This is a genomic window from Caulobacter flavus (assembly GCF_003722335.1).
GTDB lineage: Bacteria > Pseudomonadota > Alphaproteobacteria > Caulobacterales > Caulobacteraceae > Caulobacter > Caulobacter flavus.
Map to the genome: position 1 here is coordinate 3,033,827 of NZ_CP026100.1, position 24,847 is coordinate 3,058,673.

Consider the following 24,847-nt stretch of genomic DNA (forward strand, 5'->3'; position numbering starts at 1 on the left):
GTAGACAGCGCTCCGACGCCCGCCGCGCCGGCAGGCCCGGAGACCTCGCGCTTGCAAGACGACTGGACGCATCACGGCAAGGTTCGCGCCCGCGAGGCCGGCGGCGAGCTGACCATCGTGGTCGACGGCCTGACGACCCAGGCCAAGTACTACAAGCCGTTGATCTACGAGTTCTTCCGCAAGAGCTGGCGCGGCTCGCGCCCGGCCTGGGGCGAGTTTTCGGTCGAGATCGGCATGGAGTTCGTCGGCGAGCCGCCGTGGCTGGATCTCGACAACCTGGCCAAGGCCCTGCTCGACGCCATCAAGGGCTATGCCTTCCACGACGACGCCCAGGTCGCCCGGCTGCTGGTCGAGCGCCGCCCGGGCGAGCGCGAGCGGATCGTCATCGTGGTGCGAAAGCTAGAGTCGCGCTTTCTGCGGGGCACGCTCGAAGACTGACGCCCCGATCGAGATGTAGAGCACGATCAGGAAGGCCAGATAGCGGCCCAGGCTCGAGGGCTCGGCGCCGGGCGCCAGGGGCACGAGGCCCAGCAGGATCAGGTTCGCCGCGGCCACGCCGGGCAGGGCGAAGGCCATGGCCGGATACAGGCGCCGGCCGCGGGGAATGCGCAGCAGCCGCGCGACGGCCTGGAAGGCGAAGGTGACCAGCGCCGCGGCCAGGAAGGCGTTGAGGGCGTAGAACCAGAAGGCCCGCTCGATCAGCGCGCTGCCGAAGGCCCCGTAGAACAGCGTCGCCGCCAGCCAGGCCCCCAGGCCCGCTCCGGCCAGGATGCATACGTTCCGTTTCGACACGCGCCAACTCCCCCATCGTCGCTACGACGGGGGAGCCTGCACGCGGCGTGCCGGATCAGGTGTTCCAGAACTCGAGGAAGCCCCAGGCGGCCAGCACGACGGCGTAGCCGATGAAGATCAGGGCGGTGACCGTGAAGGACAGCTTGCGCACGTCGGTCCAGCTGTCGACGCGGCGGCCGCCGCGCCACACCACCGGCACCATCGCCAGGGTCAGCAGGGTCAGCAGCGTGGCGATGAAGGCGCAGGCCGAGGCCGTCAGCAGCCAGCCGCTGGGCCAGCCGAACACGACCGCCGCCACGTCGCCCGATCCCAGGGCGAAGGCGCCCACGCAGGCGATGGCCGCCAGCCAAAGCACCGCCTGGGTCGTCTGCAACAGGCTGGCGCGGGCCTGGCTGGTGGTCTGCCGGGTGTCGCGACGGCTGCGCACGAACACGCCGGCCAGGGTGGCGATCGAGGCCAGGGCGGCCAGCAGCGTCATGCCCGACAGGACGCCCTGCTTGAACAGGGGGCCGACCCGCTCGTAGGCCGCCACGCCGGAGGGGGCGAAGAACCGCGTCGGCGTTCCATCCTCGCGCTGGAACACCAGCATGTCGGCGCCGTCGGCGGCCTTGAAGACGTCGTCGCGGTCGGTGGGGATCCACAGGCGGGTGTGGCCGTCGGTGGTGATCGCCAGTCCGCCCTGGGCGCTGGCGCGAACCTTGGCCACGCCGATCAGGCGGTTCACGAAGCCTTCGAGACCGCCATAGGCGCGGCGGTCGGTCAGGTAGTCGCCTTCGTAGAGGGCGGCGGCCTCGGCCGACAGCGGGGCGAAGGCCGGGACGGCGCGGGCCGGGGCATAGAAGCGCTCGACGATGGCCGAGGGCAGGGTCGCCGGCAGGCTCTGGCCGGTGTCGGTGTTGACCGAGACGAAGACGCCCAGGCCCAGATCGGGCGCGATCACCATGTTGGAGTGGAACCACAGGGTCGCGCCGGCGTGGCCGAAGCCGCGGCGATTGCCGGGCAGGGCGATGTCCTGGAAGCCGCTGTTGAGGCCGGCGGCGCCGGCCGCTGGGCGATAGCTGGGCGTGCGGAAGGCTTGGGCCGCGCGGGCCGAGAACACGGTGCGCCCGTCGATCGCGCCGCCGTTCAGCAGCAGGGTCATGTAGCGGGCCATGTCGGCGGCGGTGCTCGAGGCCGAACCGGCCGGAGCGATCTGGCCGATGAATTCGATCGGCTGGGCCTGCAGGCCCAGCGGCGTCCAGCGGTAGCCTTCGGCCATGTCGGCCGCCAGCGCGGGAGCCATCGGCGCGGGCAGGTCGTCGCGCCAGGCGCGGGGCTCGCGGAAGGTGGTGCGGGTCAGGCCGGCGGGCGTGATCACGCGCTCGGCGATCAGGTCCTCGAACGGCTTGGCGCCGGTGTTGGCCAGGGCCGCGCCGACCAGGGCCACGCCATAGTTCGAATAGGCCGGCAGCACGCCGGGTTCGCGCACCCGGTTGGGACGTTCCTGGCGCAGATAGACGTCGAGCGGCCGGATCCGGCGCTCGTCACGCTCGAACAGCTGGCCCAGGGCGCGGTCCTCGAAGCCGGGCGTGTGATTGTAGAGATCGCGAACCCGCACGGGGTTCTTCTTGCCCTGGTCGCGCACCTGCAGCTTCTCGGGCAGGTAGACGTTGATCGGCGTGTCGGGACGGATGCGGCCGGCGTCGATCTCGTTCTGCAGGGCGATCCAGGTGAAGGTCTTGGAGATCGAACCGATGCGGAACAGGGTGCGGTCCGGATCGACACGGCGACCGCCCGAGACGCTGGCGACACCGTAGCCCTTCTTCAGCACCACCTGTCCGTTCTGCACCACCGAGACGGTGACGCCGGCGATATGGTCCTCGTTCATGGAGCGGCGGACAAAGCCGTCGACGAAAGCCTCGAGTTCAGGCGCGGGCAGGGGCGTGACGCCGGGGAGCGCGGGCGCGACCGGCGGAGCGGCGGCTTGCGGAGCCGCGGCGGGCGCGGCCGGACGCGCGGCGCGAACGGCCGGCGCGGTCCTCGGCTTGGCCGTCGTCGGGGCAGGCGCATAAGGGCGTGGCGCGGTCGGTATCGCGGCCGTCGGCGCCGTGCTTTGGCTCGTGGCGCTGCCCGCGCCAGCCAGCCAGATCCCCACGACCGCCGCGCACCGCGCGACCTTGGACGACAAACGCAACGTCACGTATCCCACCTCGCCGATAGAGCCCCTCACGGCCTTCTTAGGCCAATTCGCGCGGCGAGGGACACCGGCGCCGGGAAGAAAACTGCCGCTGCGTCAGTCGGGCTGTTCAGTTTCCGGCCGGCGAGGGCTGGGCGCCTGACGCCGGCGCCGGCTTTCGCGCCTTGGCGAAGGCGTACAGCGGCAGCAGCGGACGCAGTTCGGGGCCGATCCACATCTGCGGCTCGGACGGCGGCGTCATGCCGGTGTCGAGCTCCTTGCGGGCCACGCAGGCCTGGACCGAGCGCCCGAGGGCGATGAAGTCTCGGGCCTGGCCGATCTCGCTGAGGAAGCAGTCGTCGAAATAGGGATAGCGGTCGCTTTCGCCGCAGCCGAACGAGGTGCGATCGGGCCGGGCGGCGGTCAGGATCATGCGGTCGTCGCGCTCCAGCGCGGGCACGAACACGCCCGAGAAGCAGGCCGAAACCACCACGATCGACGGGCGACCGGGGCAGGCTCCGTCGACCATCGCCGCCAGACGCTGGGGCCGCAGGATCTTGTCGCCCATGACCACCCCTTCGGGCGCGCCGTGCGAGGTGATGTAGACGAGGCAGCCGGCGGGCGAGGCCTCGGCGGCCGAGGCCAGGCCGGACTGGATTACCTTGGGCTCGGACGCCGCCACGCCCTGCGACGGGTAGCGCCTGGGTCGCGTCGAGAACTGGGCGGGGGTGGGAAAGCCGAGAGCGGTCAGGCTTCTGGAGACGTCGCGGCGGGCGTTGTCGAAAGCCTCGGTCGAACCGCCGGAATGGGCGCGGTAGTCGCCGGCCACGACCACGGCGGCCCAGCGCTCGAACGGACCCTCGGCGTGGGCGGGCGCGATGGCCAGGCAGGCCAGCAGCAGGCCGATGAGAACGCTCGCCGTGCGGACCATGGCGCGCCTACGTCTTGAACTTGGCGAAGGGCGTGGGCAGGGCCGTGCCCGTGGACGTGGCCAGCAGCCGGTCCTCGGCGTCGTAGAGTTCGCCCTCCATGAAGCAGACGGTGCGCCCCCACTTCACGACGCGACCGACGCCGCGCAGCGCTCCGGGCATGGCTGGTCGCAGGAAGCTGGTCTTCATCTCCAGGGTGGGAACCACGTGGGTCATGCCCGAGGTGATCAGGCCGGCGACCGACATGCATTCGTCGAGCATGGCGCAGACGAAGCCGCCCTGGATCTGGCCCATGGGATTGGCGAGCAGATCGGCGCGGGCGTCGAACGCGATCTCGATCCGTCGTTCGGCCTGGCTGACGGCGGTCAAACGAAAGCCCAGCGTCGAGGCGCTGGGCGGGACGTTCTTCGAGGCGTGGAAGCGCGCGAGGATCGCCTCGTCGGTGAGGGTCTGGGTCTCCTCCGAGGCGATGTCGCTCAAGGCCTACTTCTTCCGGAACTGGTCGAGGGAGATGATCTTCGGGGCCTCGTCGCCGTCGGTGGCGGGCGGGGTGGGCTCCGGCTCGGGCTCGACCGGCGCGGGCTCGATCTCCGGGGCCTCGAACTGCAGGGCGAACTGCACCGACGGGTCGTAGAAGCGCGTCACGGCCGCGTAGGGGATCGACAGGCGCTTGGGCTGGCCGCCGAACTTCAGCGTCACCGAGAAGAAGGTCTCGCCCGGGGCGAGATCCCAGTACTGGTGCTGCAGGATGATCGTCATCTCGTCGGGATACTTCGAGAGCAGGTCCTGGGGGGCCGAGACGCCGGCGGCCTGGGTCTTGAAGGTGATGTAGAGATGGTGCGGCTCGGGCAGGCCGCCGGGCGCGGCGGCCTTCTTCAGCGCGGCCTTGACGACGCCGCGCAGGGCGTCCTGGGCCATGGCCTCGTACTGCATCAGGTCTTCGGTCGGAGGAGTGCGGGCCATGGGTCTTCGATTAAGCAAAAACGACAAATCCAGCCGTCAGCGTAACCCGTCGCGGGGCTCCGGCAAAGGCGCCCGTATACGGTAACGGCGTACAAATTTTCGAGGCGATGGAAAGTGGAGGGATTCTATTGCCAGGCTCCCCCATTTCCACATTGGAAAGAGAGGAGGGAGCCGTCCACATTTCTGGAAAGTGGAGGGATTCTGTTGCCAGGCTCCCCCATTCCACATTGGAAGGAGAGGAGGGAGCCGTCCACATTTCTGGAAAGTGGAGGGATTCTGTTGCCAGGCTCCCTCCGGGCCCCGCCTAGGGATCTGAACCCCTAGGACTTAAGAGGCGAATTCACCTGCACCGCATTACGCGGCGACGGCGAACTCTTCAGCGAAGTTATCGTTCGCATTTAGTTTAATGGCCCGAAACGGTGGGCCAAGCCGAGAGAAAGCAAACACCTTTACACGTCTGTCGATGCTGATCGGCCCCATGCAGTCCCGTGATAACTCGGGAGAGACTTGGTGGAGCCGCCGGGAATCGCACCCGGGTCCAGTCCGCTTATTACGTGCGCGTTTATCCCCATAGTTCGGCCGAAGCCGGACAAACCGAATATAGGCGCTCGGGCCTTGGGATGGAAGGGGCGCGGCTAAACCGTCCCCAGGCTGAGGCGGCCGTCGGCGAGACGGCCGGTGATCACGGCGCCGTGGTCTTCGAACAGTTTCAGGGTTTCGCCGACCAGGACGTAGGCGCCGGTGAACACGCTGTCGGGGTTGGCGTGGACTTCGACGAAGCGGCCGTCGGGCCGCAGTTCGAGGCTGAAGCGGCCATCGGGCGAGGACCAGACGCCGGAGACGGGGAGGTGGTCGATCATCATGGCAGGATCCTCCAGGCGGAAGCGGACGAGAGCAGGGCGGGCAGGGCGGCCATCACGCAGGCGCCGGCCCAGAGGGCGACGGCGAACCAGCGCGGCGCCGCCGTCGCGCGACGGGGCATGTGGCGGGTCATGGCCAGGCTTTGATTTGGGGCTTTGGTTTTGGGGAAGCGCCACAGGGGAGCTGCGGCGGAACGAGGCCACTATGACCTGTTCGGATGTCCAGCCGGTAGAGCGATGCTCCGGGTTGATTGCACGATCCTACGGATCCGCGCTCAGCGCGGTTCGGCCGGCGATGTCGGTGCAGCCGCTGGCGTCTCGGCCGGCGGCGGTTCAGGCTCGTCGTCGGCGACCGGAACGGCGGGCGGCTGTGGACGGCTGGAGGTTCCGGCCTTCAACTGGCCGCCCTGCGCCTTGAGGTCGGCATAGGCCTGGGCCTGGCGCGAGAAGTCGCCGCCGCGCGGCAGCACCGCGTCGAACAGCGGGTCTCGCCCCGCCGCCGAGCCCACCAGGGCCGAAAGTATGCCGGCGACCGAGCCGACCTCGGCGTCGTCGCAGGCGCGGCGCAGGTGACGGGCCTGGCCGGGGACCAGAAGCGTCATGTCCCAAGAGACGCCGTCGACGCAGACGCCTTCGACGGCGCCGCCGCCATAGTCGACGATCACGCTGCGGGGCTGGCTCCAGGCCGGATCGCCGGTCAGGGCCTTGAGCGCGGCGATGTTGTCGCCTGGCAGTTCGGCGTTGATGTCGACGCGCCGGCCGATCTCGGGCGTGCAGCAGCCCAGGCCCGCGCGGGCCTGGACGAAGGCGCGTCCGTCACGGCGAACCGTGACCCGGACGACGGCCTGGCGGACGCCGCGTGCGGGGCGGGCCCAGGCCTCCAGCACCAGTTCGCCGCCCCGAACGAGCTGGGTCTGCAGCGGTTGAAGGCCCCAGAGCCGGTAGAGCAGGGGATCGACGCCGTTGTCGATCGGAACGGGCTGTTCCTTGCGGCCCGGGCGTCGTCCGGCCAGCGGGTCGACCTCGGACGAGGGGCGCGGGATCTCGTTCGACCACCAGACCGCGGGATCGGGCGGCGGCGCGGGCGCGGCCGGAACGGCGGGCGCGACCGGCTGGGCCTGGGCCGCGAGCGCCAGGGCTCCCGCGATGACGGCCGGTCCGATGGCGCCCATGCCGATTACATCCCTTCGAAGCCCCGCTCGATGGAAAGGACGCCGGTGCGGGAAAGTTCCACCAGGCCCAGCGGGCGCATCAGGTCGAGGAACTTGTCGATCTTCGACGGCGCGCCCGAGATCTCGAACACGAAGCTTTCCAGCGTGGTGTCCACCGGCTTGGCGCGGAAGATGTCGGCGATGCGCAGGGCCTCGACGCGCTCGGCGCCCGAGCCGCGCACCTTGACCAGGGCCAGTTCACGCTCGACGCCGTTGGGGTCGCGGGTGACGTCGTGCACGCGGCGGACGTTGACCACCTTGTTCAGCTGGGCCTCGATCTGGTCGAGCACCTGGCGCGTGCCGCGGGTGACCACGGTGATGCGGCTGGTATGGGCCTTGCGGTCGGTCTCGGCCACCGTGAGGCTTTCGATGTTGTAGCCGCGCGCGGCGAACAGGCCGACCACCCGGTGCAGCACGCCCGGCTCGTTGTCGACCAGCAGGGCGAAGGTCGCGGTCTGCTCGGCCTGCTCGTTGGGGCTGAGGTCGTAGGCCGAGGCGGGGGCGGGTTGGACGTTTGCGGTCATGAATCGAGCCTAGAACAGTGTGTGGCGAAGGGCGAGGCCGTTCAGACCAGCCCCGCGCCCTCTTCGCCGATGACGTTCCCGATGTCCTCGACCTCGCCCATGATCATCTCGTTGTGGGCCTTGCCCGAGGGGATCATCGGCAGGCAGTTCTCGTGCTTCTCGACGCGGCAGTCGAAGATCACCGGCTTGTCGCTGTTGATCATCTCCAGGATCTTGGCGTCCAGCTCGGCCGGGTCCGAGCAGCGGATGCCGACCGCGCCATAGGCCTCGGCCAGCTTCACGAAGTCGGGCAGGCTGTCGGAATAGGAGTGGCTGTAGCGTTCGCCGTGCAGCAGCTGCTGCCACTGGCGGACCATGCCCATCCATTCGTTGTTCAGGATGAAGATCTTGACCGGCAGGTCGAACTGGATCGCCGTCGACAGTTCCTGGATGCACATCTGGATCGAGGCTTCGCCGGCGATGTCGACGACCAGGCTCTTGGGATGGGCCAGTTGCACGCCGAGGGCGGCGGGCAGGCCGTAGCCCATGGTGCCCAGGCCGCCGGAGGTCATCCAGCGGTTGGGTTCCTCGAAGCGGAAGAACTGCGCGGCCCACATCTGGTGCTGGCCGACTTCGGTCGTGATGTAGACGTCCTTGTCCTTGGACAGCTCGTACAGGCGCTGGATGGCGTATTGCGGCTTGATGACCGTGTCCGAGCGCTTGTAGGCGAGGCACTGGCGGGCGCGCCAGGCGTCGATCTGAGCCCACCAGTCGGTCAGGGCCGCCTTGTTGGGCTGGTGGCCGGCGGTCTTCCAGGCCTCGATCAGGTCTTCCAGGACGCTGCCGGCGTCGCCGACGATCGGCAGGTCGACACGAACGTTCTTGTTGATCGACGAGGCGTCGATGTCGATGTGGATCTTCTTGCTGCCCGGCGAGAAGGCGTCCAGGCGGCCGGTGACGCGGTCGTCGAAGCGAGCGCCGACGCAGATCATGACGTCGCAGTCGTGCATGGCGTTATTGGCTTCGAACGTGCCGTGCATGCCCAGCATGCCCAGCCAAGCCGGATCGGCGGCCGGGAAGGCGCCCAGGCCCATCAGGGTCGAGGTGACCGGCGCGCCGGTCAGGGCGGCGAACTCGCGCAGGGCCGCGCTGGCCTTGGGGCCGGCGTTGATGACGCCGCCGCCGGTGTAGAAGATCGGCCGGCGCGCCTGGGCGATCATCCTGGCGGCCTCGGCGATGCGGCTGGCGTCGCCCTTGACGCGCGGCGAATAGGCGTGGCTCGAGGCGACCTCGGTCGGGCCGAAGTATTCGCCCTTGGCGAACTGGACGTCCTTGGGGATGTCGATCAGCACCGGGCCCGGACGGCCGGTGGTGGCGATCTTGAAGGCCTCGTGGATGATCTGCGGCAGGTCGCGGACGTCTTTGACCAGGTAGTTGTGCTTGGTGCACGAGCGGGTCATGCCGACGGTGTCGGCTTCCTGGAAGGCGTCGGTGCCGATCAGGTGGGTCGGGACCTGCCCGGTGATGACGACCATCGGGATCGAGTCCATCAGGGCGTCCATGATCCCGGTGATGGCGTTGGTCGCGCCGGGGCCCGAGGTGACCAGGACGACGCCAGGCTTGCCCGAAGAGCGGGCGTAACCCTCTGCCGCATGGGTCGCGCCCTGTTCGTGGCGAACGAGAATGTGCTGCAGGCGCGGCTCGTGGAACAGCGCGTCGTAGATGGGCAGAACCGCGCCGCCCGGATAGCCGAACAGCACCTCGACACCTTGATCGACGAGGCCGCGGACCACGATCTCGGCGCCGGTCATGGCGCGGTTCGCGGAGTCTGCGGGAGCGTTGCTCTCGATGGTCTGGTGGGCGGTCATGGCGGAAGTCCCGGATGGACGTGAAACTGGGCTTTGGAGGCGGCGGAAAAGAAAAAAGGCCCCGAAGGACCTTTGTGCGCGCGACCGATCTATCAACGTGACTTCGAGGTCACGCCGTGAACGGCCGCTCCATAAGTACGATCATGGTGGTGCGCACGAGTGTTGCTCCAAATGGATGATCGGGGAATGCCATGCTCGCGAAGGGGCGTCAAGGCGCGCTTTGACGCAAGAAACGACCCGATAAGGGCGTCGCGCGGCAAGGCGAGCGCGAATTTCAGCTCAAGGTTTCCGCCAGCAAGGCAAGGGCTTGCTCGGCGAAGCGTCGCATGTTCGCCTCGCGGTCATCTATGCCGGTCTCTATGGTAAGACTGACCTCTCGGCCCGATCCAACGACGGCGAAGCAAGCGTGGCCCGCGGCGTCGCCGTAACGGTTGCCATCGGGGCCGGCGGCCCCGGTCTCGGACAGGCCCCAGGTCGCCTTCAGATTCTTGCCGACCACGCGGGCCAGCAGCAGCGCATAGGGCTCGCTGGCCGAACGCAGTCCGTCCATCGCCTTCTGCGGGATGTCCAGCAGAGTCAGCCGCGCCCGGGCAGTGTAGACCAGCGCGCCGCCGACATAGAATTTCGAAGCGCCCGGCATGGCCAGCAGGGCCGACGAGATCAGGCCGCCGCTCGAGCACTCGGCCACCGCGAGCGTTTCGCCGCGTTCGGTCAGGCGTTGGGCGACGATGGCGGCGAGGCGAGAGAGTTCGGTCATTGAAAGTCCTGCATGGCGACCGGCCGGGCCTTATCCCAGGATCGTCGGGACGGCGAGGCGAAGCTTGCGCGCGGCCGGGTTTCAGCCCGCCGCCGGCTGGCTGACGGGCAGGGGATCCAGTCTCGTCCAGTCCGCCGTCTGGTTGCGGAACCAGGTCAGCTGGCGCTTGGCGTAGCGCCGGGTCTCCTGTCTGGCGGCGTCGAGCGCCTGATCCAGGCTCGTCTCGCCGCGCAGGTGCGCGGCCAGTTCGCGATAGCCGACGGCCTTGAGGGCGGGGAGGGCGGGGTCGAGGCCGCGCGCCTCCATGGCCGCCACCTCGTCCAGGGCGCCGTTCTGGACCATGAGACCCAGGCGCGCGTCGCAACGGTCGTAGAGCGCGGCGCGAGGCGGATCGAGGACCACGCCGCTCCATTCGCCCGGCTGCAGCACGGGGCGGGTGTCGGCCTGCCAGTCCGACAGGGCTCGGCCGGTGGCGACGGCGACGGCGTGGGCGCGCACGAGGCGCTGGCGGTCGCCGCTTTCGATCCGCGCCTCGGCGGCGGGGTCCAGCGGGCGCAGCAGGTCGCGGAAGGCGCCCTCGCCCTGGGCGGCATAGAGCAGGCCGGAGATCTCGCGCTGGCTTTCCGGCACCGGCGGCACGTCGGCCAGGCCGTGGGTCAGGGCGCGGAAGTAGAGGCCGGTGCCGCCGACGACGATGGCCGGCCGCCCGCGGGCGGCGATGTCGCGCAGGGCCTCGATCGCCGCCGCCTGCCAGCGGCCGACCGACCAGCCCTCGGCGGCGTCGGCGACGCCGAACAGGTGGTGCGGAGCGCGGGCCTCCTCCTCGGGCGACGGTGCGGCGGTCAGCACGCGCAGGCCCGCGTAGATCTGCATCGAGTCGGCGTTGACGATCTCGGCGCCGGTGCGCTCGGCAAGGTCCAGGGCATAGGCCGACTTGCCGCTGGCGGTGGGGCCGGCGATCATCCAGACGCGCGAGTCGGGCGCGAAGGGCGTTTCGACGGTTGCATGGGGGGCGTCACGGTCCATGAAGCGTACATACATGATCGCGGCGGCGATGGTCGCCTCCCTGTCGGCCGGGGTCGCCCAGGCCGCCACCACCGAGAGCGCCAAGCCCAAGGCGCCGCCGGCCGCCGCCCAGGCCGCGCCGGCGCCCGCCGAGCTGACCTCGCGGGAGAAGGCCGGCTGCGGCGCGGTGCTGGTGATCCTGGGGAAGGTGGCGACCAGCTATCCGCAGCTCTTCGCCCAGAAGGGCAACGACGGGCGCGGCGCGCAGTTCATGCTCGAGGCGTTCGGCGCCAAGGGCCGCATGATGATGGACGAGGCCTTCGAGGACGGCGCCGAGCAAGGCGTCAAGCCGACCAAGGTGTACGAGGACGGCCTGGGCTTCCTGTTCGAGAGCGTCCGTCCCGAGCCGGGCGAGAGCAACGAGGCCGCCGGCAAGCGGGCCGCCATGGCGCTGCTGCAGCGCTGCACGGGCATCAGCACGAACTAAGCGGGTTGACGGCGGGGGGCGACTGGCTTAGCCGCCCCGCCATGCACGTCCTGACCCTCGTCGGCCCGGAGGCCGAAACCCTCGCCGCGGCCCTGTCGCTGGGCCAGATCGTTCCGCTGGGCCCGAACGCTGTGGACGTGACCTTCGAGGGCGAGGCCGCCCCGGTCCGCGAGCAGGTGATCACCGCGATCGGCGACAAGCCGGTCGACTTCGCCATCCAGCCCGTCGAAAATCGCAGGAAGCGCCTGCTGATCGCCGACATGGACTCGACGATCATCAACGTCGAGTGCCTGGACGAACTGGCCGATTTCGCCGGCGTGAAGGACGAGGTCTCCGAGATCACCGAGCGGGCCATGCGCGGCGAGCTGGCCTTCGAGGGCGCCCTGCGCGAGCGGGTTGGCATGCTGAAGGGCCTTTCGACCTCGGCCCTGCAGACCTGCTTCGACGAGCGCGTGCGGCTCAATCCCGGCGCCGAGACCCTGGTGCGGACCATGGCCGCCCACGGCGCCCGCTGCGCGCTGGTTTCGGGCGGCTTCACCTTCTTCACGAGCCGGGTGGCGCAGGCCGCCGGCTTCCACCTGAACCGCGCCAACACCCTGATCGAACTCGACGCGGCCCTGACCGGCGAGGTCGGCGACCCGATCCTCGGCAAGGAGGCCAAGCTGGCGGCCCTCCAGGAAGAGACCGCCGCGCTGGGCCTGACCCCGGCCGACGCCCTGGCCGTGGGCGACGGAGCCAACGACCTGGCGATGATCGAGGCCGCCGGCCTGGGCGTGGCCTACCGCGCCAAGCCGATCGTCGCGGCGCGGGCGCATGCGAAGGTCGACCACGCCGACCTGACCGCGCTGCTGTACTTCCAGGGCTATCGCGCCGAGGAGTTCGTGCAGTGAGCTTTCCCCGCCCGGTCGAGGCGGTGGTCTTCGACATGGACGGCCTGCTGCTCGACACCGAGACCGTCTATCGCGCCGCGATGATCGACGCGGGCCAGGCGTTCGGCGTGCCGGTCACGGCGGCGATCTACGCCTCGATGGTCGGCAAGACCAATCCCGAATGCGCGGTGATGCTGCGCGACCTCTATGGCGAGGACTTCCCGGTGAAGCCGTTCTTCGAGCGGCTGTGGGCCGACGTCGAGGTGCTGCTGGAGGCCGAGATCCGGCTGAAGGACGGGGTGCAGGAGATCCTCGACCACCTGGACGACCTGGGCCTGCCGCGGGCCATCGCCACCTCGAACGGCCTGCCGGCGGTGGAGCGGTATCTGGGCCGCTTCGGCCTCCTGCCGCGCTTCCACGCGGTGGTCGCCCACCACGACGTCACCCGTCACAAGCCGCATCCCGACCCCTACCTGCTGGCCGCGCGACGGCTGGGCGTCGACCCGGCCGCCTGCCTGGCGCTGGAGGACTCCCATCCCGGCGTCCGCGCGGCGCACGGGGCGGGGATGATGACCATCATGGTGCCCGACATCCTCGATCCGACCGAGGAGATGCACGAGAAGTGCGTCCACATCGCCGACAGCCTGCACGTGGTGCTGGACCTGCTGAAGCGGGCGGGGTGAGCGAGATGCGGACGGCGTCTTCCGCCAAGCTCCGCTAAGGTCGCCTTCCTGGGCCTTGTGCCCAGGATCCATGGTTCCGTTGCTCAGACCTCGTCGGATCGGCCAGGGTTTGAGCTGTTTCCGGCATGGGCCCTCGCCACAAGGGCGAGGGAGGCGAGCCGTTGGAACGCCTTCCTGCGGCCAGCCTTGCGAAGCTACCCCCCCGGGCCCTTCTGGAAGTACTTGAAGTAGTCGCTGTCGGGCGACAGCACGAAGGTGGTGTCGCCGCGGCCCATCGACTGCTCGTAGGCCTGCATCGAGCGATAGAAGGCGGCGAACGACGGGTCGCGGCCGAAGCTGGAGGCGAACAGCTGGGCGCGTTGGGCGTCGGCCTCGCCTCGGATCTTCTCGGCCTCCTCGTAGGCGGTGGCCACGATCTCCTTGCGCTGCTGGTCGCCGATGGCGCGCAGTTCGGCGGCCTCCTGCTTGCGGGCCGTCTGCATCCGCTCGTAGACGGCCTGCTGGTTGGGCTCGGGCAGGTCGGCGCGCTTGATGCGCACGTCGATGATCTGGATCCCCAGGTTGGAGGCCTCGACCTGGCGGGCGACCTCCTCGCGGATCGCGGCCATGATCTGGGCGCGCTTGCCGGCGATCACGTCGCCGGAGTCGGCGCGGCCGATCTGCTCGCGCAGGGCGGCGTTGACGATGCGGTCGAGGCGGTCGCGGGCCACGCTCTCGCGGCCCAGGGCGCGGAAGAACTGCCGCGTGTCCGAGATCCGGTAGCGGACGAAGGCGTCGACCACCAGCTTCTGCTGGTCGGCGGCGGTGACTTCCTCCTGGTTGGCCGACAGGTCGATGTTGCGCTTGTCGAAGCGCAGCACGTTGTCGATCGGCGTCTTCAGGTGAAGGCCGGGCGTGGTGACCACGGCGACCGGATCGCCGAAGCGCACGACCAGGGCCTGCTGGCGCTGGTCGACCTTGTACACCGTCGTGCTGACGAGGATCAGCGCGCCCACGGCGGCGACGCCGGCGGCGATCAGGGGCGTGTTGGCGGGGCGGCTCATCGGGCGACTCCGTCGGTGGCGGCAGGGGCGGCGGTCGGCGCGGGCGCGCGCGAGCGGAACGTGTCCGACGGCAGGATCACCGGGGCGTTGGCGCCCTTGTTGTCGACGATCACCTTGTTGGAGTTGGCCAGCACGCGCTGCATCGTCTCGATGTAGAGACGCTCGCGGGTGACGGCCGGGGCCAGCTTGTACTGGTCGTAGACCTGGTTGAAGCGGGCCGCGTCGCCGGCGGCCTCGCGCACCACCTGCTCGCGGTAGCCCTTGGCCTGCTGGATCACCTGGGCGGCCTCGCCGCGGGCGACGTTGGCGGCCGACTGGGCGTTCTGGGCCGCGCGCTGCACGTCGCGGAAGGCGTCGACCACGGGCTGGGGCGCGTTGGCGACCTGGATGCGGACGCCCTCGATGTAGACGCCGATGTCGTAGCGATCGAGCACCTGCTGCATCAGGACGCGCGTCTGGGTCTCGACCTGGCCGCGGCCGTTGGTGAGGATCGGGGTGAGGGCGGTCTTGCCGACGACCTCGCGCATGGCGCTTTCGGCCACGTCCTTGAGCACGCCGTTCGGCTCGCGGACGTTGAACACGTACTTGCCGGCGTCGGACACGCGCCACTGCACGGTGAACGACAGGTCGACGATGTTCTCGTCGCCGGTCAGCATCAGGCGCTCGGCCGGAACCTCGGCGCCAGGCACGCCGCCGATGTCGAGGGTCTGGATCGAGGTGACGGGCACGCGCTCGACGGACTCGACCGGCCAGGGCAGGTGATAGCGCAGGCCAGGATCGCTGGTGCGGCTGTAGGCGCCGAAGGTGGAGACCACGCCCTGCTGGTTGGGCTGGACGACATAGGCGCCGGTCAGCAGCCACAGGCCGACCACGGCTCCAGCGCCCAGCATCACCGCCTTGCCGCGGCCGGGGCCGCCGAAGGTTGCGCGCAGGCGCTCGGTGACACGCTCGACCAGCTCGCTGACGTCGATGGGAGGCGGCGGAACGCCAGGCGGGCCCGAGGGGCGGCGGCCGGGGTCGGACTTGTTCCGCCCACCGTCGTTCTTGTCGTCGCCCGGCGGGGGCGATCCCCAGGGGCCGGGGCCGGCGTTGTCGTTCCAGGGCATGGGCGGCGCTATCTTCCCGTCGCTCGTTCTTGCGGATGGCGGGGTTGTAAAAGCCCCCCCGTACGCGGATATGAGGACCCCCGCACGACAAGGCAAGACAAAGACGTGACCGCAGGTTCCCCACCGACCCCCGAAGACGCCCGCGCGGCCCTCGATCGCATCGAGGATCCGGCCACGGGGCTTGGCCTGGTGAAGGCCGGCCTGGTGCAGGGACTGGTGGTGCGCGAGGGCAAGGCCGGCTTCGTGCTGGAGGTTCCGGCCGCGCGCGTCGGCGGGTACGGCCCGGTGCGCGAGGCGGCCGAGAAGGCCCTGGCGGCGCTGCCCGGGATCACCCGGGCCCAGGTGGTGCTGACCGCCCAGGCCCCGGCCGAGACCACGCGGGTGCGCAAGGGCGCCAAGGTCGCCGACGACCCGCAGGCCCAGGTCGGCCCGCCGCCGGCCTCGGAAAAGCCCGCCCACGTGCGCCACGTCATCGCCGTCGCCTCGGGCAAGGGCGGGGTGGGCAAGTCCACCGTCTCGACCAATCTGGCCTGCGCCCTGGCGGGCCTGGGCCTGAAGGTCGGCCTGCTGGACGCCGACATCTACGGTCCCTCCGCGCCGCGCATGATGGGCGTCGAGGGCGAGCCGACCTTCGAGGACAAGAAGCTGCTGCCGCTCGAAGCGCACGGCGTCAGGCTGATGTCGATCGGCTTCATGGTCGACGAGGGCAGGGCGATGATCTGGCGCGGGCCGATGGCCTCGTCGGCGGTGCGCCAGCTGATCCACGACGTGGCCTGGGGCAGCGAGGCGCAGCCGCTGGACGTGCTGGTCGTCGACCTGCCGCCGGGCACGGGCGACATCCACCTGACCCTGGTGCAGAAGCTGCGCATCGACGGGGTGGTGCTGGTCACCACGCCGCAGGAGATCGCGCTGATCGACGCGCGCCGGGCGGCGGCGATGTTCGCCAAGACCGCCACCCCGATCCTGGGCCTGATCGAGAACATGGCCTTCTTCGCCGATCCGGCCACCGGCGCGCCGATCCCGATCTTCGGGTCGGGCGGCGGCGTGGCGGAGGCGGAGGCGCTGGGAACCCCGGTGCTGGCCCAGGTGCCGATCGAGATGAGCGTCCGCGAGGCCGGCGACGCGGGGCGGCCCGTGGTGCTGGCGGCGCCGGGCAGCGCGGCGGCCAGGGCGTTCGTCGACGCGGCGAAGGCGGTTTGGAAGAGCATCGACGGCTGAGTTCTCGGCTCGCTTCGCGAGACCCCCTCCGTCGCCTTCGGCGACACCTCCCCCAGAGGGGGAGGATCTGTTGGCGCCGGCGCTCTTGGCGATGCTCCCCCGCTGGGGGAGCTGTCGCGAAGCGACTGAGGGGGCCGCCGCAGGCGGCCACGGCCTGTCGGCCTCACGCGGCTAGCCGCTGAGATTATGGAGAGGGCGCGGGGCGTCCGGGCCTCGCCCGGATGTGTTTGTTTCAAGTACCGTTTCGACGAAGCATAGACGCCCCGCGCGATCGTTATTCCTCAGGCCGGGGCGCGCAGGCCTCTTCCGCCTTGTGCCCCTTCCCCACGCAGAGCTCCCCGTTTCTTGACGGCCAGGAGTGCGTGCTAGGCGCGGACCCTTGGGCGGGCGGGAGCCTATTTAGGCAAGCTCCCGATGGATGGGTTTACGTCCCCCATCCTCATTTAAGCCTTCAGGCCCGGCTCACGCCGCGCCTTCAGCCCCGCTCGATCGCATCCGCGTCGCCGCTTCGGGCCGGATCCTTGCGCCCTCTCCCTGCGACGGGATGCAGTGATTATGCGCGCGGTCTGGATCCGTCTGATCCAGGAGCGTGAGAAAGTTGCAAGTTGCTCAGATTGTTCGGGGTTTTTCGCTGAACGCAGAGGATCGACGAGGCTGGATCCCCGTCGGGCCGTTCCCAACTCCGTAAAACCCCCGCGCACGCGGGGGCCCAGGCTTTTTCTGAAGCCCATGGCGCTCGACGATAAAACGCCTGGGTCCCCGCTTTCGCGGGGATTTTACGGGTGGGGGTGCGGGCGAGAGCCTGGAACCTCCCCCAGTGGGGGACTGTTGCGAAATTCGGAACGTCGAAGAACAGACCAGAATCCGTTCGAGAACAGTTCGGAATCAAAAGGGGAAAGTCGTTCTTGTTTTACCCCATTATGCAACGATCCCCCAGTGGGGGAGGCGATCGCGCAGCGATCGGTGGGGGGCTGACCTGCCGGCATCTCGAAAGCTGAAAACGTCCCCCCTCCGTCGCCTTTGGCGACACCTCCCCCAGAGGGGGACTGTTGCGAAATTCGGAACGTCGAAGAACAGACCAGAATCCGTTCGAGAACAGTTCGGAATCAAAAGGGGAAAGTCGTTCTTGTTTTACCCCATTATGCAACGATCCCCCAGAGGGGGAGGATCTTTGGGCGTCAGCTGGCCGGGCCCTGGGGCGTCGGCGGCTGGGTGGGTTGCGGGGCCGCGGGGGCCGGGGTGATCGGGTAGGCGGGCTTGCGCTTGCCCTTGGCGGCTTCGGGCGGGGCCTCCGCGGCCGGCGGCGCGTGGACGTCCGGGATGGGCTCGACGGTGGGGCCGACCACCGAGGGTTTCGGCTTGGGCGGCGGGGGCGGCGGCTCGTCCTTGCCGCCCATGAACGGGAAGCGGCGCTTCTTGGCCGGCTCGGGCTGGGCCTCGCCGCGGTGCTGGGGCGTGGCCGGCGGCATGCAGCCGCGCGCCTCGCCCAGGCCCTTCAGATAGGCGCGGCGCACGGCGCCGGCGGCCATGGCCGACTGGACCATGCGGTCGTGCTTCTCGGCGCCCGACAGTTTTCGCACCCAGCCGCGCATCGGGATCAGGTCCTGCGCCGCGCTGGCCATGGCGCCCAGGGCCGCGTCGCCGGCGGCCCGGCGGCCGCGATCCATCAGATCCTCGTCCTCGCCCGGCGGCACCTGGTCGAGGTCGACGCCCAGCGCGGCGTCGAGCGGTTTGACCAGGGCCGTCAGCTGGCCGCAGCTGGAAGGCTGGGGCCGGGCGTAGGGGTCCTGCATGGCCTCGAGCAGCACGGCCGGGATCTTGGTGCGCATCAGGTTGACGTCGCGCAGCGGGGCGGTGACCGCGCCGCCGAGGCCGTCCTTGTTGGCCTCGGAGGTGGTCTGGATCTTGTCGGGGTTCTCGGCCTCGACCTCGACCTGGGGCGCGGGCTCGCGCGTCGTGGCGCAGGCGGCCAGCAGCGGCAGCGTGGCGGCGAGGAGGAGCAGGCTTCGCATGACTTGACCCTAACGCGCGACGAGCCGTGTCGTCATCCGCTGTATCGCGCACGAATCGAACGGCCGCCCGAAGAGGTCGCGGAAGTTGCGGGCCGACTACGGCCTAGATTGGGCGGCGAGACGAACCAGTCGCGCCGGACCCCGCTGGAGGTCCAGGTCGGGGGCTGAATTCGTTGAGTTTTCAGCAGGTTTTCGAGAAGAGTTTGGTAGGCCGGCTGGGATTCGAACCCAGGACCATTCGATTAAAAGTCGAATGCTCTACCACTGAGCTACCGGCCCGCTGTCGACACGGAAGAGGCCGTGAGAAGCGGCGCGGACCATAGTCGGGCCTCGTCTGCGTCGCAAGCCGGGTTTCGACCGAGGCTGTGGATGGGATGATGATTGAATCCCACATGGTGACCATCAGTGGCGATATGTGAAATATCTTGCGTCCAGGCCTATTCTTCGGAATGGTCCGGCCCAGAATAACGACCGCGGGACGCGAGGGGAGGCGAATCCAGGATGCTGCTCGGACGACGGAGTGTTCTGGCCGGCCTGCTGCTGGCCCCCGCGACCGGCGCCATGGCGGCGGAGGCGCAGATGACGGTCCGCAGTTTCGACTTCACCGCAAAGCCGCGCGAGGGCTTCACGCCCGTCGCCGCCGATCGCCTGTACGACGCGGCCTCAGGCTACGGCTTCGAGCCGGGCGAGGGGCGGTCGTTCTCGGTCGCCGCGCCCGAGGGCGACTGGCGCGTGACGCTGGAGGTCGAGGGCGGCGCGGACCTGACCGTGAAGGCCGAATCCCGCCGCCTGATGGCCGAGCAGATCCGCACCAAGGCCAAGGAGCGCCGCGAGGTGGCGTTCGTGGTCAACACCCGCGACGCCTCGCTGCCGCCGCCGCCGAAGAACGCCCCGGGCGGCGCCGGCGTGATCCTCAATCCGCGCGAGAAGGGCACGCCTAACTGGGACGACCGGCTGACCGTCGAGTTCTGCGGCCCGGCGCCCAGGGTGGCGCGGATGACCGTCGAGCCGGCGAGCGTGCCGCGCGTTTTCCTGCTGGGGGATTCCACGGTCACCGACCAGCCGTTCGAGCCGGCCGCCGGCTGGGGCCAGATGCTGCCGCGCTTCTTCGCGCCCACCGTGTCGGTGGCCAGCCACGCCGAGTCCGGCGAGACCATGAAGTCGTTCCTGATGGAGCACCGGCTGGACAAGGTGCTGAGCCAGACGCGGGCCGGCGACTTCGCGCTGATCCAGTTCGGCCACAACGACCAGAAGGAAAACTGGCCGCAGACCTATGTGGCCGCCGACAGCACCTATCGCGACTACCTGAAGGCCTATGTCGGCGAGTTCCGGCGCAGGAAGGCCACGCCCGTGCTGGTGACCTCGATGCACCGCAGGCGCTTCGACGAGGCGGGCAGGATCATCAACACCCACGGCGACTATCCGGCCGCCGTGCTGGCGGTGGGCGCCGAACTGGGCGTGCCCGTCATCGACCTGGCGGCCATGAGCAAGGCGTTCTACGAGGCCCTGGGCCCGGCCCAGGCGCCCAAGGCCTTCGCCGACGGCGGCAAGGACATCACCCACCACGACAACTACGGCGCCTACGAACTGGCGCGCTGCATCGTGGAGGGGATCAAGGCCGGCGTTCCGGACCTGGCGCGCCATCTCGCGGCCGACGTCGGGTCGTTCGACCCGGCCAGGCCCACGCCGCCCGACAGCTTCGTCATGGCTCCCAGCGCGGCCCGCAGCAACGCGGCCCTGCGCGGCAACTGACTTCTCGCGAGGTTTTCCGATGATCGACCGTCGCTCCCTGCTGGCCCTGGCCGGCGCGACCGCCGCCAGCCCCGCCCTGGCCCAGGCTCCGCAAGGCGCCAAGCCCGCCGCCTCGATGCTCGAGATCCGTCCGATCTGGCCGGGCAAGGCCCCGGGCGGCGAGAAGGTCACCGTCAAGGAGCAGGTGATCCTGCGCACGCCGGGCGGCGATCCCAACGACACGGCCTTCCTCAACATCACCGACCCGGTGCTGATGATGCGGCGGCCCGAAAAGCCCAACGGCGCGGCGATCCTGATGATCCCGGGCGGCGGCTACAAGCGCGTGGCGGTCAGCAAGGCCGGCGGGGCGATCGACAGGTGGATCGCCGACCAGGGCGTGACCGCCTTCGTCATGACCTACCGCCTGCCGGCCGACGGCTGGGCGGCGGGCCCGGACGTGGCCCTGCAGGACGCCCAGCGGGCCATCCGCATCATCCGCTCGCGGGCCGGCGAGCTGGGCCTGGACCCCGCGCGCGTCGGCGTGATGGGCTTCTCGGCCGGCGGCCACCTGGCCGGGCGGCTGGCCACCCAGTTCAAGCGCGACACCTATGCGCCGATCGACGCCGTCGACCAGCTGTCGACCCGGCCGTCGGTGGCGGGGCTGTTCTATCCGGTGGTGACCATGCAGGCGCCGTTCGCGCACGGCGGCTCGCTCAAGGAGCTGCTGGCGGGCGACGCCTCCGAAGCGCGCCGCAAGGCCGCCTCGCTGGAGCTGGACGTGCCGGCCGACACGCCGCCCACCTTCATCGCCACCGCCGCCGACGACAAGGTGGTGCCGGCCGACAATTCCCTGCTGCTGTACTCGGCCCTGCGCGCGGCCGGCGTGCCCAGCGAGCTGCACATGTTCGAGAAGGGCGGCCACGGTTTCGGACTCACCGGGCCGGGCGGCATGGACATGGGCTGGCCGCAGTTGCTGCCGCCGTTCCTGCGCCGTCACGGCCTCTACGCGTGACCTTCGACGTTCGGACCTTCGGTGCCAAGGGCGACGGAAGGGCGCTGGACAGCGACGCGATCAACGCCGCCATCGCGGCTGCGTCGACGGCCGGCGGCGGGACCGTCAGCCTGCCGGCGGGGCGGTATCTCAGCTTCTCGATCCGGCTGGCCAGCAGCGTGACCCTGCGGCTGGAGGAGGGCTGCGTGCTGGTCGCCGCCGATCCGGCCCTGCACGGCGGGTCGTACGATCCGCCGGAGGAGAACCCGCACGACCTCTACCAGGACTTCGGCCACAGCCACTGGCGCAACAGCCTGATCTGGGGCGAGGACCTGGAGGATGTGGCGATCGAGGGACCCGGCCGCATCGACGGCGAGGGCCTGACCCGCGAGGGGCCCGGCTCGCGCTGGCGGCGGCAGGCCGGCGAGTTTCCGCTGAGCATGGTCGGCCTGTCGGCGGAGGCCATGGCCGAGCTGGTTCCCGAGCGCGCGGCGATGATCGGCCAGGGCAACAAGGCGATCGGCCTCAAGCGCTGCCGGGGCGTGCGGCTGTCGGGCTTCTCGCTGGTGCGCGGCGGGCACTTCGCGGTGCTGGCCACCGGCTGCGAAGACCTGGTTATCGAGAACCTGCTGGTCGACACCAACCGCGACGGTCTGGACATCGACGGCTGCTCGCGGGTGCGGATAAGCGGCTGCCGGATCAACACGCCCAACGACGACGCGATCGTGCTGAAGGCGTCGATGGCGCTGGGCCGGGCGCTGCCGACGCAGGACGTCGAGATCGCCGGCTGCCACGTCTCGGGCTTCGATCCGGGCACGGTGTCGGTCGGCGCGCCGGGCCGCGAGCAGCAGATCTCGCCCGACCAGGACCGGGTGACGGGCCGCATCAAGATCGGCACCGAGAGCAACGGCGACTTCCGCCGCATCCGCATTCGGGACTGCGTGCTGGAACGCTCGCGCGGGCTTGCCCTGGAGACCGTCGACGGCGGGACCATCGAGGACGTCGAGATCGAGAACGTGCGGCTGGTCGAGATGACCAGCGCGCCGCTGTTCCTGCGCCTGGGCGCGCGGCTGCGCGGACCCGAAGGAACAGGGCCCGGCGCGCTGCGGCGGGTGATCGTGCGCAACCTGCGGGGCGAGGACGCATGGGCCGACCTGCCGGTGATCCTGGCGGGCCTGCCGGGGCGTCCGATCGAGGACGTGCGGCTGGAGACCCTGTCGCTGTCGTTCCTGGGCGGGGCGGGGGAGGCGGGCGTCGAGCCGCCGGAACTGGAGGACGCCTATCCCGAGCCGCGGATGTTCGGCGATCCGCCGGCCTGGGGGCTGTGGGCGCGACATGTGCGGGGGCTGACGATCGAGGGCCTGGCGCTGAGCGGAAATCCCGACGCCCGCGCGCCGATCCGCATCGACGGCGAGGACGTGGCGCCCGAGCGCTTCTCGAACCGGTAACCCGGCGCCGCCCAATGGGGCGCCGCTACAGTGCGGCTTAGCGTCGCGCGGGTCGATTTGATGGCTCGCGACGCGTCGATTTTAGCACCTTTCCGCCGTAGATGAGCGACAAGGAACGGGATCGAGCCGTTCGATCCGGCGTGACGTCGACCCTGGGGCCATGTTTCTAGCCAAGTTCCTGAGAACCGTTGCGACCGTCGTGCTGGCCGCTCTAATGGCCGTGGTGACGGACTACGTTGTCAACATCGTGATCCTGAAGCGGGCCGAGGTCTTCACGCCGTGGATGACGATGACCATCGTGGTCATCGTCGGCGGGCCGCTGTTCTACTTCCTGCACAGCCAGCGCCTGAACCTGCGGGCCGCCAAGCTGGACCTGTCCCACAGCCTGAAGATCCAGCGGCAGACGGCCGAGGAGGCCGAGCGCCGGCGCTGCGAAGCCGAGCGGGCCCTGTCGCGCCTGCGCGAGCACGAGTCGCTGTACCGCATCCTGGCCAACAACCTGACCGACGCGCTGCTGATGTGGTGGTCGGACGGCCGCCGGCGCTACAACTCGCCGGCCATCGAGCAGCTGACGGGCTATACCCCCGCCGAGTTCCTGGTCGCGCCCAACCTGCTGGGCGTCAGCGAGGAGGACGGCGCCAAGGCCGTGGCGGCCGTGCGCTCGCTGAAGGGGCCGACCGACAGTCGCACCCTGGAATACCGGTTCCGCCGCAAGGACGGTCGGGTGATCTGGGTCGAGAGCACCTACTCGCTGGTGCCCCAGGAGGAGGGCGGCGGCTTCATCGCCACCAGCCGCGACATCACCGAGCGCAAGCGCCTGGCCGAGGAGCTGGCGCGGGTGGCCGCCGAGGCCCAGGCCGCGGCGGCGGCCAAGGCCGACTTCCTGGCCAACATGACCCACGAACTGCGGACGCCTCTGACGGCCATCATCGGCTTCTCGGGCCTGCTGCGGCAGTCGTCGGCCCTGGCCGAAACCGACGCGCGCCAGGTGCGCCTGATCCACGAGGCCAGCAACACCCTGCTGGGCGTCATCAACGACGTGCTGGACTTCTCGCGCCTGGAGGCGGGGCTGGAGTTCGACGCCGAGCCCTTCAAGCCCTGCGACATCGCCCGCTCGGCAGCGGCCCTGATCGAGAGCCAGGCCCAGGCCAAGGGCCTGTCGGTGCTGATCGAGTTCGGGCCCGGCCTCAAGCCGCTGCTGGGCGACGCGGCGCGATTGAGCCAGGTGATGCTGAACTTCCTGTCGAACGCGGTGAAGTTCACCAGCGAGGGGCAGATCGTCATCAGCGTCGAACAGGCCCCGACGGCGGTGGGGCAGCGCCTGCGGATGGCGGTGCGCGACAGCGGCATCGGCCTGCCCGACGACATGCACGAGGCGGTGTTCGAGCGCTTCATCCAGGCTGACGCCGGGGTCGCGCGCCGGTTCGGCGGCACGGGCCTGGGCCTGGCGATCTGCAAGCGGATCATCGAGGCGATGGACGGCCGCATCGGCGTCGAGAGCGCGCCGGGGCGCGGTTCGACCTTCTGGTTCGAGGTCGAGCTGCCGATCACCGAGACCGTGGCCAACGACCTGCCCGCGACGCCCCAGCCGGCGGCGCTGGAGCGCTCGGTGCGGCTGCTGCTGGTCGAGGACAACGCCGCCAACCGCGAACTGATCGGCGCGCTGCTGGCGCCGTTCGAGGTCGAGGTCGAGATGGCCGTCGACGGGGTGGCGGCGGTCGACGCCTTCAAGGCGGGCAAGGCCTACGACCTGGTGCTGATGGACGTGCAGATGCCGGTGATGGACGGCCTGACCGCCACCCGCCGCATTCGGGCGCTGGAGCCGATGGGCGTGCGCACCCCGATCGTGGCCATGACCGCCAACGTCCTGCCCGACCAGATCGCCACCTGCATGGCCGCCGGCATGGACGACCACCTGGGCAAGCCGATCAGTCCGGGAAAGCTGCTGGAAGCCGTGGCGCGATGGAGCAGGGCGGAGGCGGCGTGAAGACCCTCTCCCGGAAGGGGGAGGTGTCGGCGAAGCCGACGGAGGGGGATGTGGCTTGCGAGCCTGCGACCCTCTCGACGTCAGCAGTTACTTCCCCCTCCGGCCCTTCGGGCCACCTCCCCTTCAGGGGGAGGGTCTGGGTGACTCCCTTCCCCCTTGATGGGGGAAGGGCCGGGGATGGGGGTGATCACTGCGCTTGGTCTTGAAACGAAAATGGGGGCGGAACGCG

25 protein-coding genes, 1 tRNA gene and 1 other RNA gene are annotated in these 24,847 nt (G+C 69.9%); 9 read left to right on the forward strand and 18 right to left on the reverse strand.

Going from position 1 to position 24,847, the window contains the following annotated elements; genetic code table 11:
* The first annotated feature begins 51 nt into the window (after positions 1-51).
* Positions 52-438 (forward strand): RusA family crossover junction endodeoxyribonuclease, encoded by a 387-nt coding sequence (locus C1707_RS14000; protein WP_101711910.1) that lies wholly within the window; start codon positions 52-54, stop codon positions 436-438.
* Here C1707_RS14000 and C1707_RS14005 read toward each other — a convergent pair.
* The 14 genes from C1707_RS14005 to miaA all read right to left on the reverse strand — a co-directional run bounded on the left by C1707_RS14005 (position 400) and on the right by miaA (position 11,001).
* Positions 400-792 (reverse strand): hypothetical protein, encoded by a 393-nt coding sequence (locus tag C1707_RS14005; RefSeq protein ID WP_101711909.1) that lies wholly within the window; start codon positions 790-792, stop codon positions 400-402. The genes C1707_RS14000 and C1707_RS14005 overlap by 39 nt on opposite strands.
* Positions 793-847: 55 nt before the next feature.
* Positions 848-2,971 carry a serine hydrolase domain-containing protein gene (locus C1707_RS14010; RefSeq protein WP_101711943.1) on the reverse strand — a complete coding sequence of 708 codons (2,124 nt, stop codon included), beginning with the start codon at positions 2,969-2,971 and terminating at the stop codon, positions 848-850.
* A 106-nt stretch (positions 2,972-3,077) separates the two neighbouring features.
* Positions 3,078-3,878, reverse strand: coding sequence for a C13 family peptidase (locus C1707_RS14015; RefSeq protein WP_101711908.1), 801 nt, complete (start codon positions 3,876-3,878; stop codon positions 3,078-3,080).
* Positions 3,879-3,885: 7 nt separating this feature from the next.
* Positions 3,886-4,356: a PaaI family thioesterase gene (locus C1707_RS14020; RefSeq protein ID WP_101711907.1), complete on the reverse strand. Its 471-nt coding sequence runs from the start codon at positions 4,354-4,356 to the stop codon at positions 3,886-3,888.
* A 3-nt stretch (positions 4,357-4,359) separates the two neighbouring features.
* A complete protein-coding gene (locus C1707_RS14025) occupies positions 4,360-4,839 on the reverse strand; it encodes an SspB family protein (protein WP_101711906.1) in 480 nt (159 codons plus the stop codon).
* Between the two features lie 264 nt (positions 4,840-5,103).
* Positions 5,104-5,469: a transfer-messenger RNA gene (ssrA, locus tag C1707_RS14030) on the reverse strand.
* Positions 5,470-5,474: 5 nt separating this feature from the next.
* Complete coding sequence (locus tag C1707_RS14035) at positions 5,475-5,702, reverse strand: Atu4866 domain-containing protein (RefSeq protein WP_240633695.1); 228 nt, start codon at positions 5,700-5,702, stop codon at positions 5,475-5,477.
* Positions 5,699-5,833: a hypothetical protein gene (locus tag C1707_RS26990; protein WP_276310629.1), complete on the reverse strand. Its 135-nt coding sequence runs from the start codon at positions 5,831-5,833 to the stop codon at positions 5,699-5,701. Before C1707_RS26990 ends, C1707_RS14035 begins: the two co-directional genes overlap by 4 nt.
* Positions 5,834-5,974: 141 nt before the next feature.
* Positions 5,975-6,871 (reverse strand): hypothetical protein, encoded by an 897-nt coding sequence (locus tag C1707_RS14040; protein WP_101711905.1) that lies wholly within the window; start codon positions 6,869-6,871, stop codon positions 5,975-5,977.
* Between the two features lie 5 nt (positions 6,872-6,876).
* A complete protein-coding gene (gene ilvN, locus C1707_RS14045; RefSeq protein WP_101711904.1) occupies positions 6,877-7,434 on the reverse strand; it encodes an acetolactate synthase small subunit in 558 nt (185 codons plus the stop codon).
* A 41-nt stretch (positions 7,435-7,475) separates the two neighbouring features.
* The gene (locus C1707_RS14050; RefSeq protein WP_101711903.1) at positions 7,476-9,281 is read right to left on the reverse strand and encodes an acetolactate synthase 3 large subunit; all 1,806 of its coding nucleotides are present in this window, start codon (positions 9,279-9,281) and stop codon (positions 7,476-7,478) included.
* A gap of 109 nt (positions 9,282-9,390) precedes the next feature.
* Positions 9,391-9,438 carry a hypothetical protein gene (locus C1707_RS27175; RefSeq protein ID WP_370444040.1) on the reverse strand — a complete coding sequence of 16 codons (48 nt, stop codon included), beginning with the start codon at positions 9,436-9,438 and terminating at the stop codon, positions 9,391-9,393.
* 117 nt (positions 9,439-9,555) lie between these two features.
* On the reverse strand, positions 9,556-10,038 hold the full coding sequence (locus tag C1707_RS14055) for a CinA family protein (protein WP_101711902.1): 483 nt from the start codon (positions 10,036-10,038) through the stop codon (positions 9,556-9,558).
* Between the two features lie 81 nt (positions 10,039-10,119).
* Positions 10,120-11,001: a tRNA (adenosine(37)-N6)-dimethylallyltransferase MiaA gene (gene miaA / locus C1707_RS14060; RefSeq protein ID WP_420808279.1), complete on the reverse strand. Its 882-nt coding sequence runs from the start codon at positions 10,999-11,001 to the stop codon at positions 10,120-10,122.
* A gap of 61 nt (positions 11,002-11,062) precedes the next feature.
* Between miaA and C1707_RS14065 the strand changes: the two genes are divergently transcribed.
* The 3 genes from C1707_RS14065 to C1707_RS14075 are packed head-to-tail and all read left to right on the forward strand — an operon-like array spanning position 11,063 to position 13,082.
* Entirely contained in the window at positions 11,063-11,530 is a 468-nt protein-coding gene (locus tag C1707_RS14065) for a hypothetical protein (RefSeq protein ID WP_145998311.1), read from the forward strand.
* 41 nt (positions 11,531-11,571) lie between these two features.
* On the forward strand, positions 11,572-12,420 hold the full coding sequence (serB, locus tag C1707_RS14070; protein ID WP_240633696.1) for a phosphoserine phosphatase SerB: 849 nt from the start codon (positions 11,572-11,574) through the stop codon (positions 12,418-12,420).
* On the forward strand, positions 12,417-13,082 hold the full coding sequence (locus C1707_RS14075) for an HAD family hydrolase (RefSeq protein ID WP_101711899.1): 666 nt from the start codon (positions 12,417-12,419) through the stop codon (positions 13,080-13,082). The genes serB and C1707_RS14075 overlap by 4 nt, the downstream gene beginning before the upstream one ends.
* A gap of 194 nt (positions 13,083-13,276) precedes the next feature.
* On the opposite strand, the gene hflC is transcribed toward C1707_RS14075, so the two are convergent.
* A complete protein-coding gene (gene hflC, locus C1707_RS14080; protein WP_101711898.1) occupies positions 13,277-14,125 on the reverse strand; it encodes a protease modulator HflC in 849 nt (282 codons plus the stop codon).
* Positions 14,122-15,231, reverse strand: a complete 1,110-nt coding sequence (gene hflK / locus C1707_RS14085) for an FtsH protease activity modulator HflK (RefSeq protein ID WP_101711897.1) — start codon at positions 15,229-15,231, stop codon at positions 14,122-14,124. The genes hflC and hflK overlap by 4 nt, the downstream gene beginning before the upstream one ends.
* A 105-nt stretch (positions 15,232-15,336) precedes the next feature.
* On the opposite strand from hflK, the gene C1707_RS14090 reads away from it, so the two are divergent.
* The gene (locus C1707_RS14090) at positions 15,337-16,449 is read left to right on the forward strand and encodes an Mrp/NBP35 family ATP-binding protein (RefSeq protein WP_101711896.1); all 1,113 of its coding nucleotides are present in this window, start codon (positions 15,337-15,339) and stop codon (positions 16,447-16,449) included.
* 1,178 nt (positions 16,450-17,627) lie between these two features.
* On the opposite strand, the gene C1707_RS14095 is transcribed toward C1707_RS14090, so the two are convergent.
* Together C1707_RS14095 and C1707_RS14100 are read right to left on the reverse strand one after the other, a co-directional pair.
* Entirely contained in the window at positions 17,628-18,461 is an 834-nt protein-coding gene (locus C1707_RS14095; protein ID WP_240633697.1) for a hypothetical protein, read from the reverse strand.
* Positions 18,462-18,665: 204 nt separating this feature from the next.
* Positions 18,666-18,740, reverse strand: a tRNA-Lys gene (locus C1707_RS14100).
* A 222-nt stretch (positions 18,741-18,962) separates the two neighbouring features.
* On the opposite strand from C1707_RS14100, the gene C1707_RS14105 reads away from it, so the two are divergent.
* The 4 genes from C1707_RS14105 to C1707_RS14120 all read left to right on the forward strand — a co-directional run bounded on the left by C1707_RS14105 (position 18,963) and on the right by C1707_RS14120 (position 24,618).
* A complete protein-coding gene (locus tag C1707_RS14105; RefSeq protein ID WP_101711895.1) occupies positions 18,963-20,213 on the forward strand; it encodes a rhamnogalacturonan acetylesterase in 1,251 nt (416 codons plus the stop codon).
* A gap of 19 nt (positions 20,214-20,232) precedes the next feature.
* Positions 20,233-21,204, forward strand: coding sequence for an alpha/beta hydrolase (locus C1707_RS14110; protein WP_101711894.1), 972 nt, complete (start codon positions 20,233-20,235; stop codon positions 21,202-21,204).
* The gene (locus tag C1707_RS14115; protein ID WP_101711893.1) at positions 21,201-22,631 is read left to right on the forward strand and encodes a rhamnogalacturonidase; all 1,431 of its coding nucleotides are present in this window, start codon (positions 21,201-21,203) and stop codon (positions 22,629-22,631) included. The genes C1707_RS14110 and C1707_RS14115 overlap by 4 nt, the downstream gene beginning before the upstream one ends.
* Positions 22,632-22,845: 214 nt before the next feature.
* The gene (locus C1707_RS14120) at positions 22,846-24,618 is read left to right on the forward strand and encodes a PAS domain-containing hybrid sensor histidine kinase/response regulator (protein WP_420808280.1); all 1,773 of its coding nucleotides are present in this window, start codon (positions 22,846-22,848) and stop codon (positions 24,616-24,618) included.
* Positions 24,619-24,847 lie beyond the last annotated feature (229 nt).

Coding starts and splice junctions, on each gene's coding strand:
- C1707_RS14015 (WP_101711908.1), bottom strand. CDS start 3,878: ATGGTCCGCACGGCGAGCGTTCTCATCGGCCTGCTGCTGGCCTGCCTG.
- C1707_RS14025 (WP_101711906.1), bottom strand. CDS start 4,839: ATGGCCCGCACTCCTCCGACCGAAGACCTGATGCAGTACGAGGCCATG.
- C1707_RS14035 (WP_240633695.1), bottom strand. CDS start 5,702: ATGATGATCGACCACCTCCCCGTCTCCGGCGTCTGGTCCTCGCCCGAT.
- C1707_RS26990 (WP_276310629.1), bottom strand. CDS start 5,833: ATGACCCGCCACATGCCCCGTCGCGCGACGGCGGCGCCGCGCTGGTTC.
- C1707_RS14040 (WP_101711905.1), bottom strand. CDS start 6,871: ATGGGCGCCATCGGACCGGCCGTCATCGCGGGAGCCCTGGCGCTCGCG.
- ilvN (WP_101711904.1), bottom strand. CDS start 7,434: ATGACCGCAAACGTCCAACCCGCCCCCGCCTCGGCCTACGACCTCAGC.
- C1707_RS14050 (WP_101711903.1), bottom strand. CDS start 9,281: ATGACCGCCCACCAGACCATCGAGAGCAACGCTCCCGCAGACTCCGCG.
- C1707_RS14055 (WP_101711902.1), bottom strand. CDS start 10,038: ATGACCGAACTCTCTCGCCTCGCCGCCATCGTCGCCCAACGCCTGACC.
- miaA (WP_420808279.1), bottom strand. CDS start 11,001: ATGATCGCCGGCCCCACCGCCAGCGGCAAGTCGGCCTATGCCCTGGAC.
- C1707_RS14065 (WP_145998311.1), top strand. CDS start 11,063: ATGAAGCGTACATACATGATCGCGGCGGCGATGGTCGCCTCCCTGTCG.
- serB (WP_240633696.1), top strand. CDS start 11,572: ATGCACGTCCTGACCCTCGTCGGCCCGGAGGCCGAAACCCTCGCCGCG.
- hflC (WP_101711898.1), bottom strand. CDS start 14,125: ATGAGCCGCCCCGCCAACACGCCCCTGATCGCCGCCGGCGTCGCCGCC.
- hflK (WP_101711897.1), bottom strand. CDS start 15,231: ATGCCCTGGAACGACAACGCCGGCCCCGGCCCCTGGGGATCGCCCCCG.
- C1707_RS14095 (WP_240633697.1), bottom strand. CDS start 18,461: ATGCGAAGCCTGCTCCTCCTCGCCGCCACGCTGCCGCTGCTGGCCGCC.
- C1707_RS14105 (WP_101711895.1), top strand. CDS start 18,963: ATGCTGCTCGGACGACGGAGTGTTCTGGCCGGCCTGCTGCTGGCCCCC.
- C1707_RS14110 (WP_101711894.1), top strand. CDS start 20,233: ATGATCGACCGTCGCTCCCTGCTGGCCCTGGCCGGCGCGACCGCCGCC.
- C1707_RS14120 (WP_420808280.1), top strand. CDS start 22,846: ATGGCCGTGGTGACGGACTACGTTGTCAACATCGTGATCCTGAAGCGG.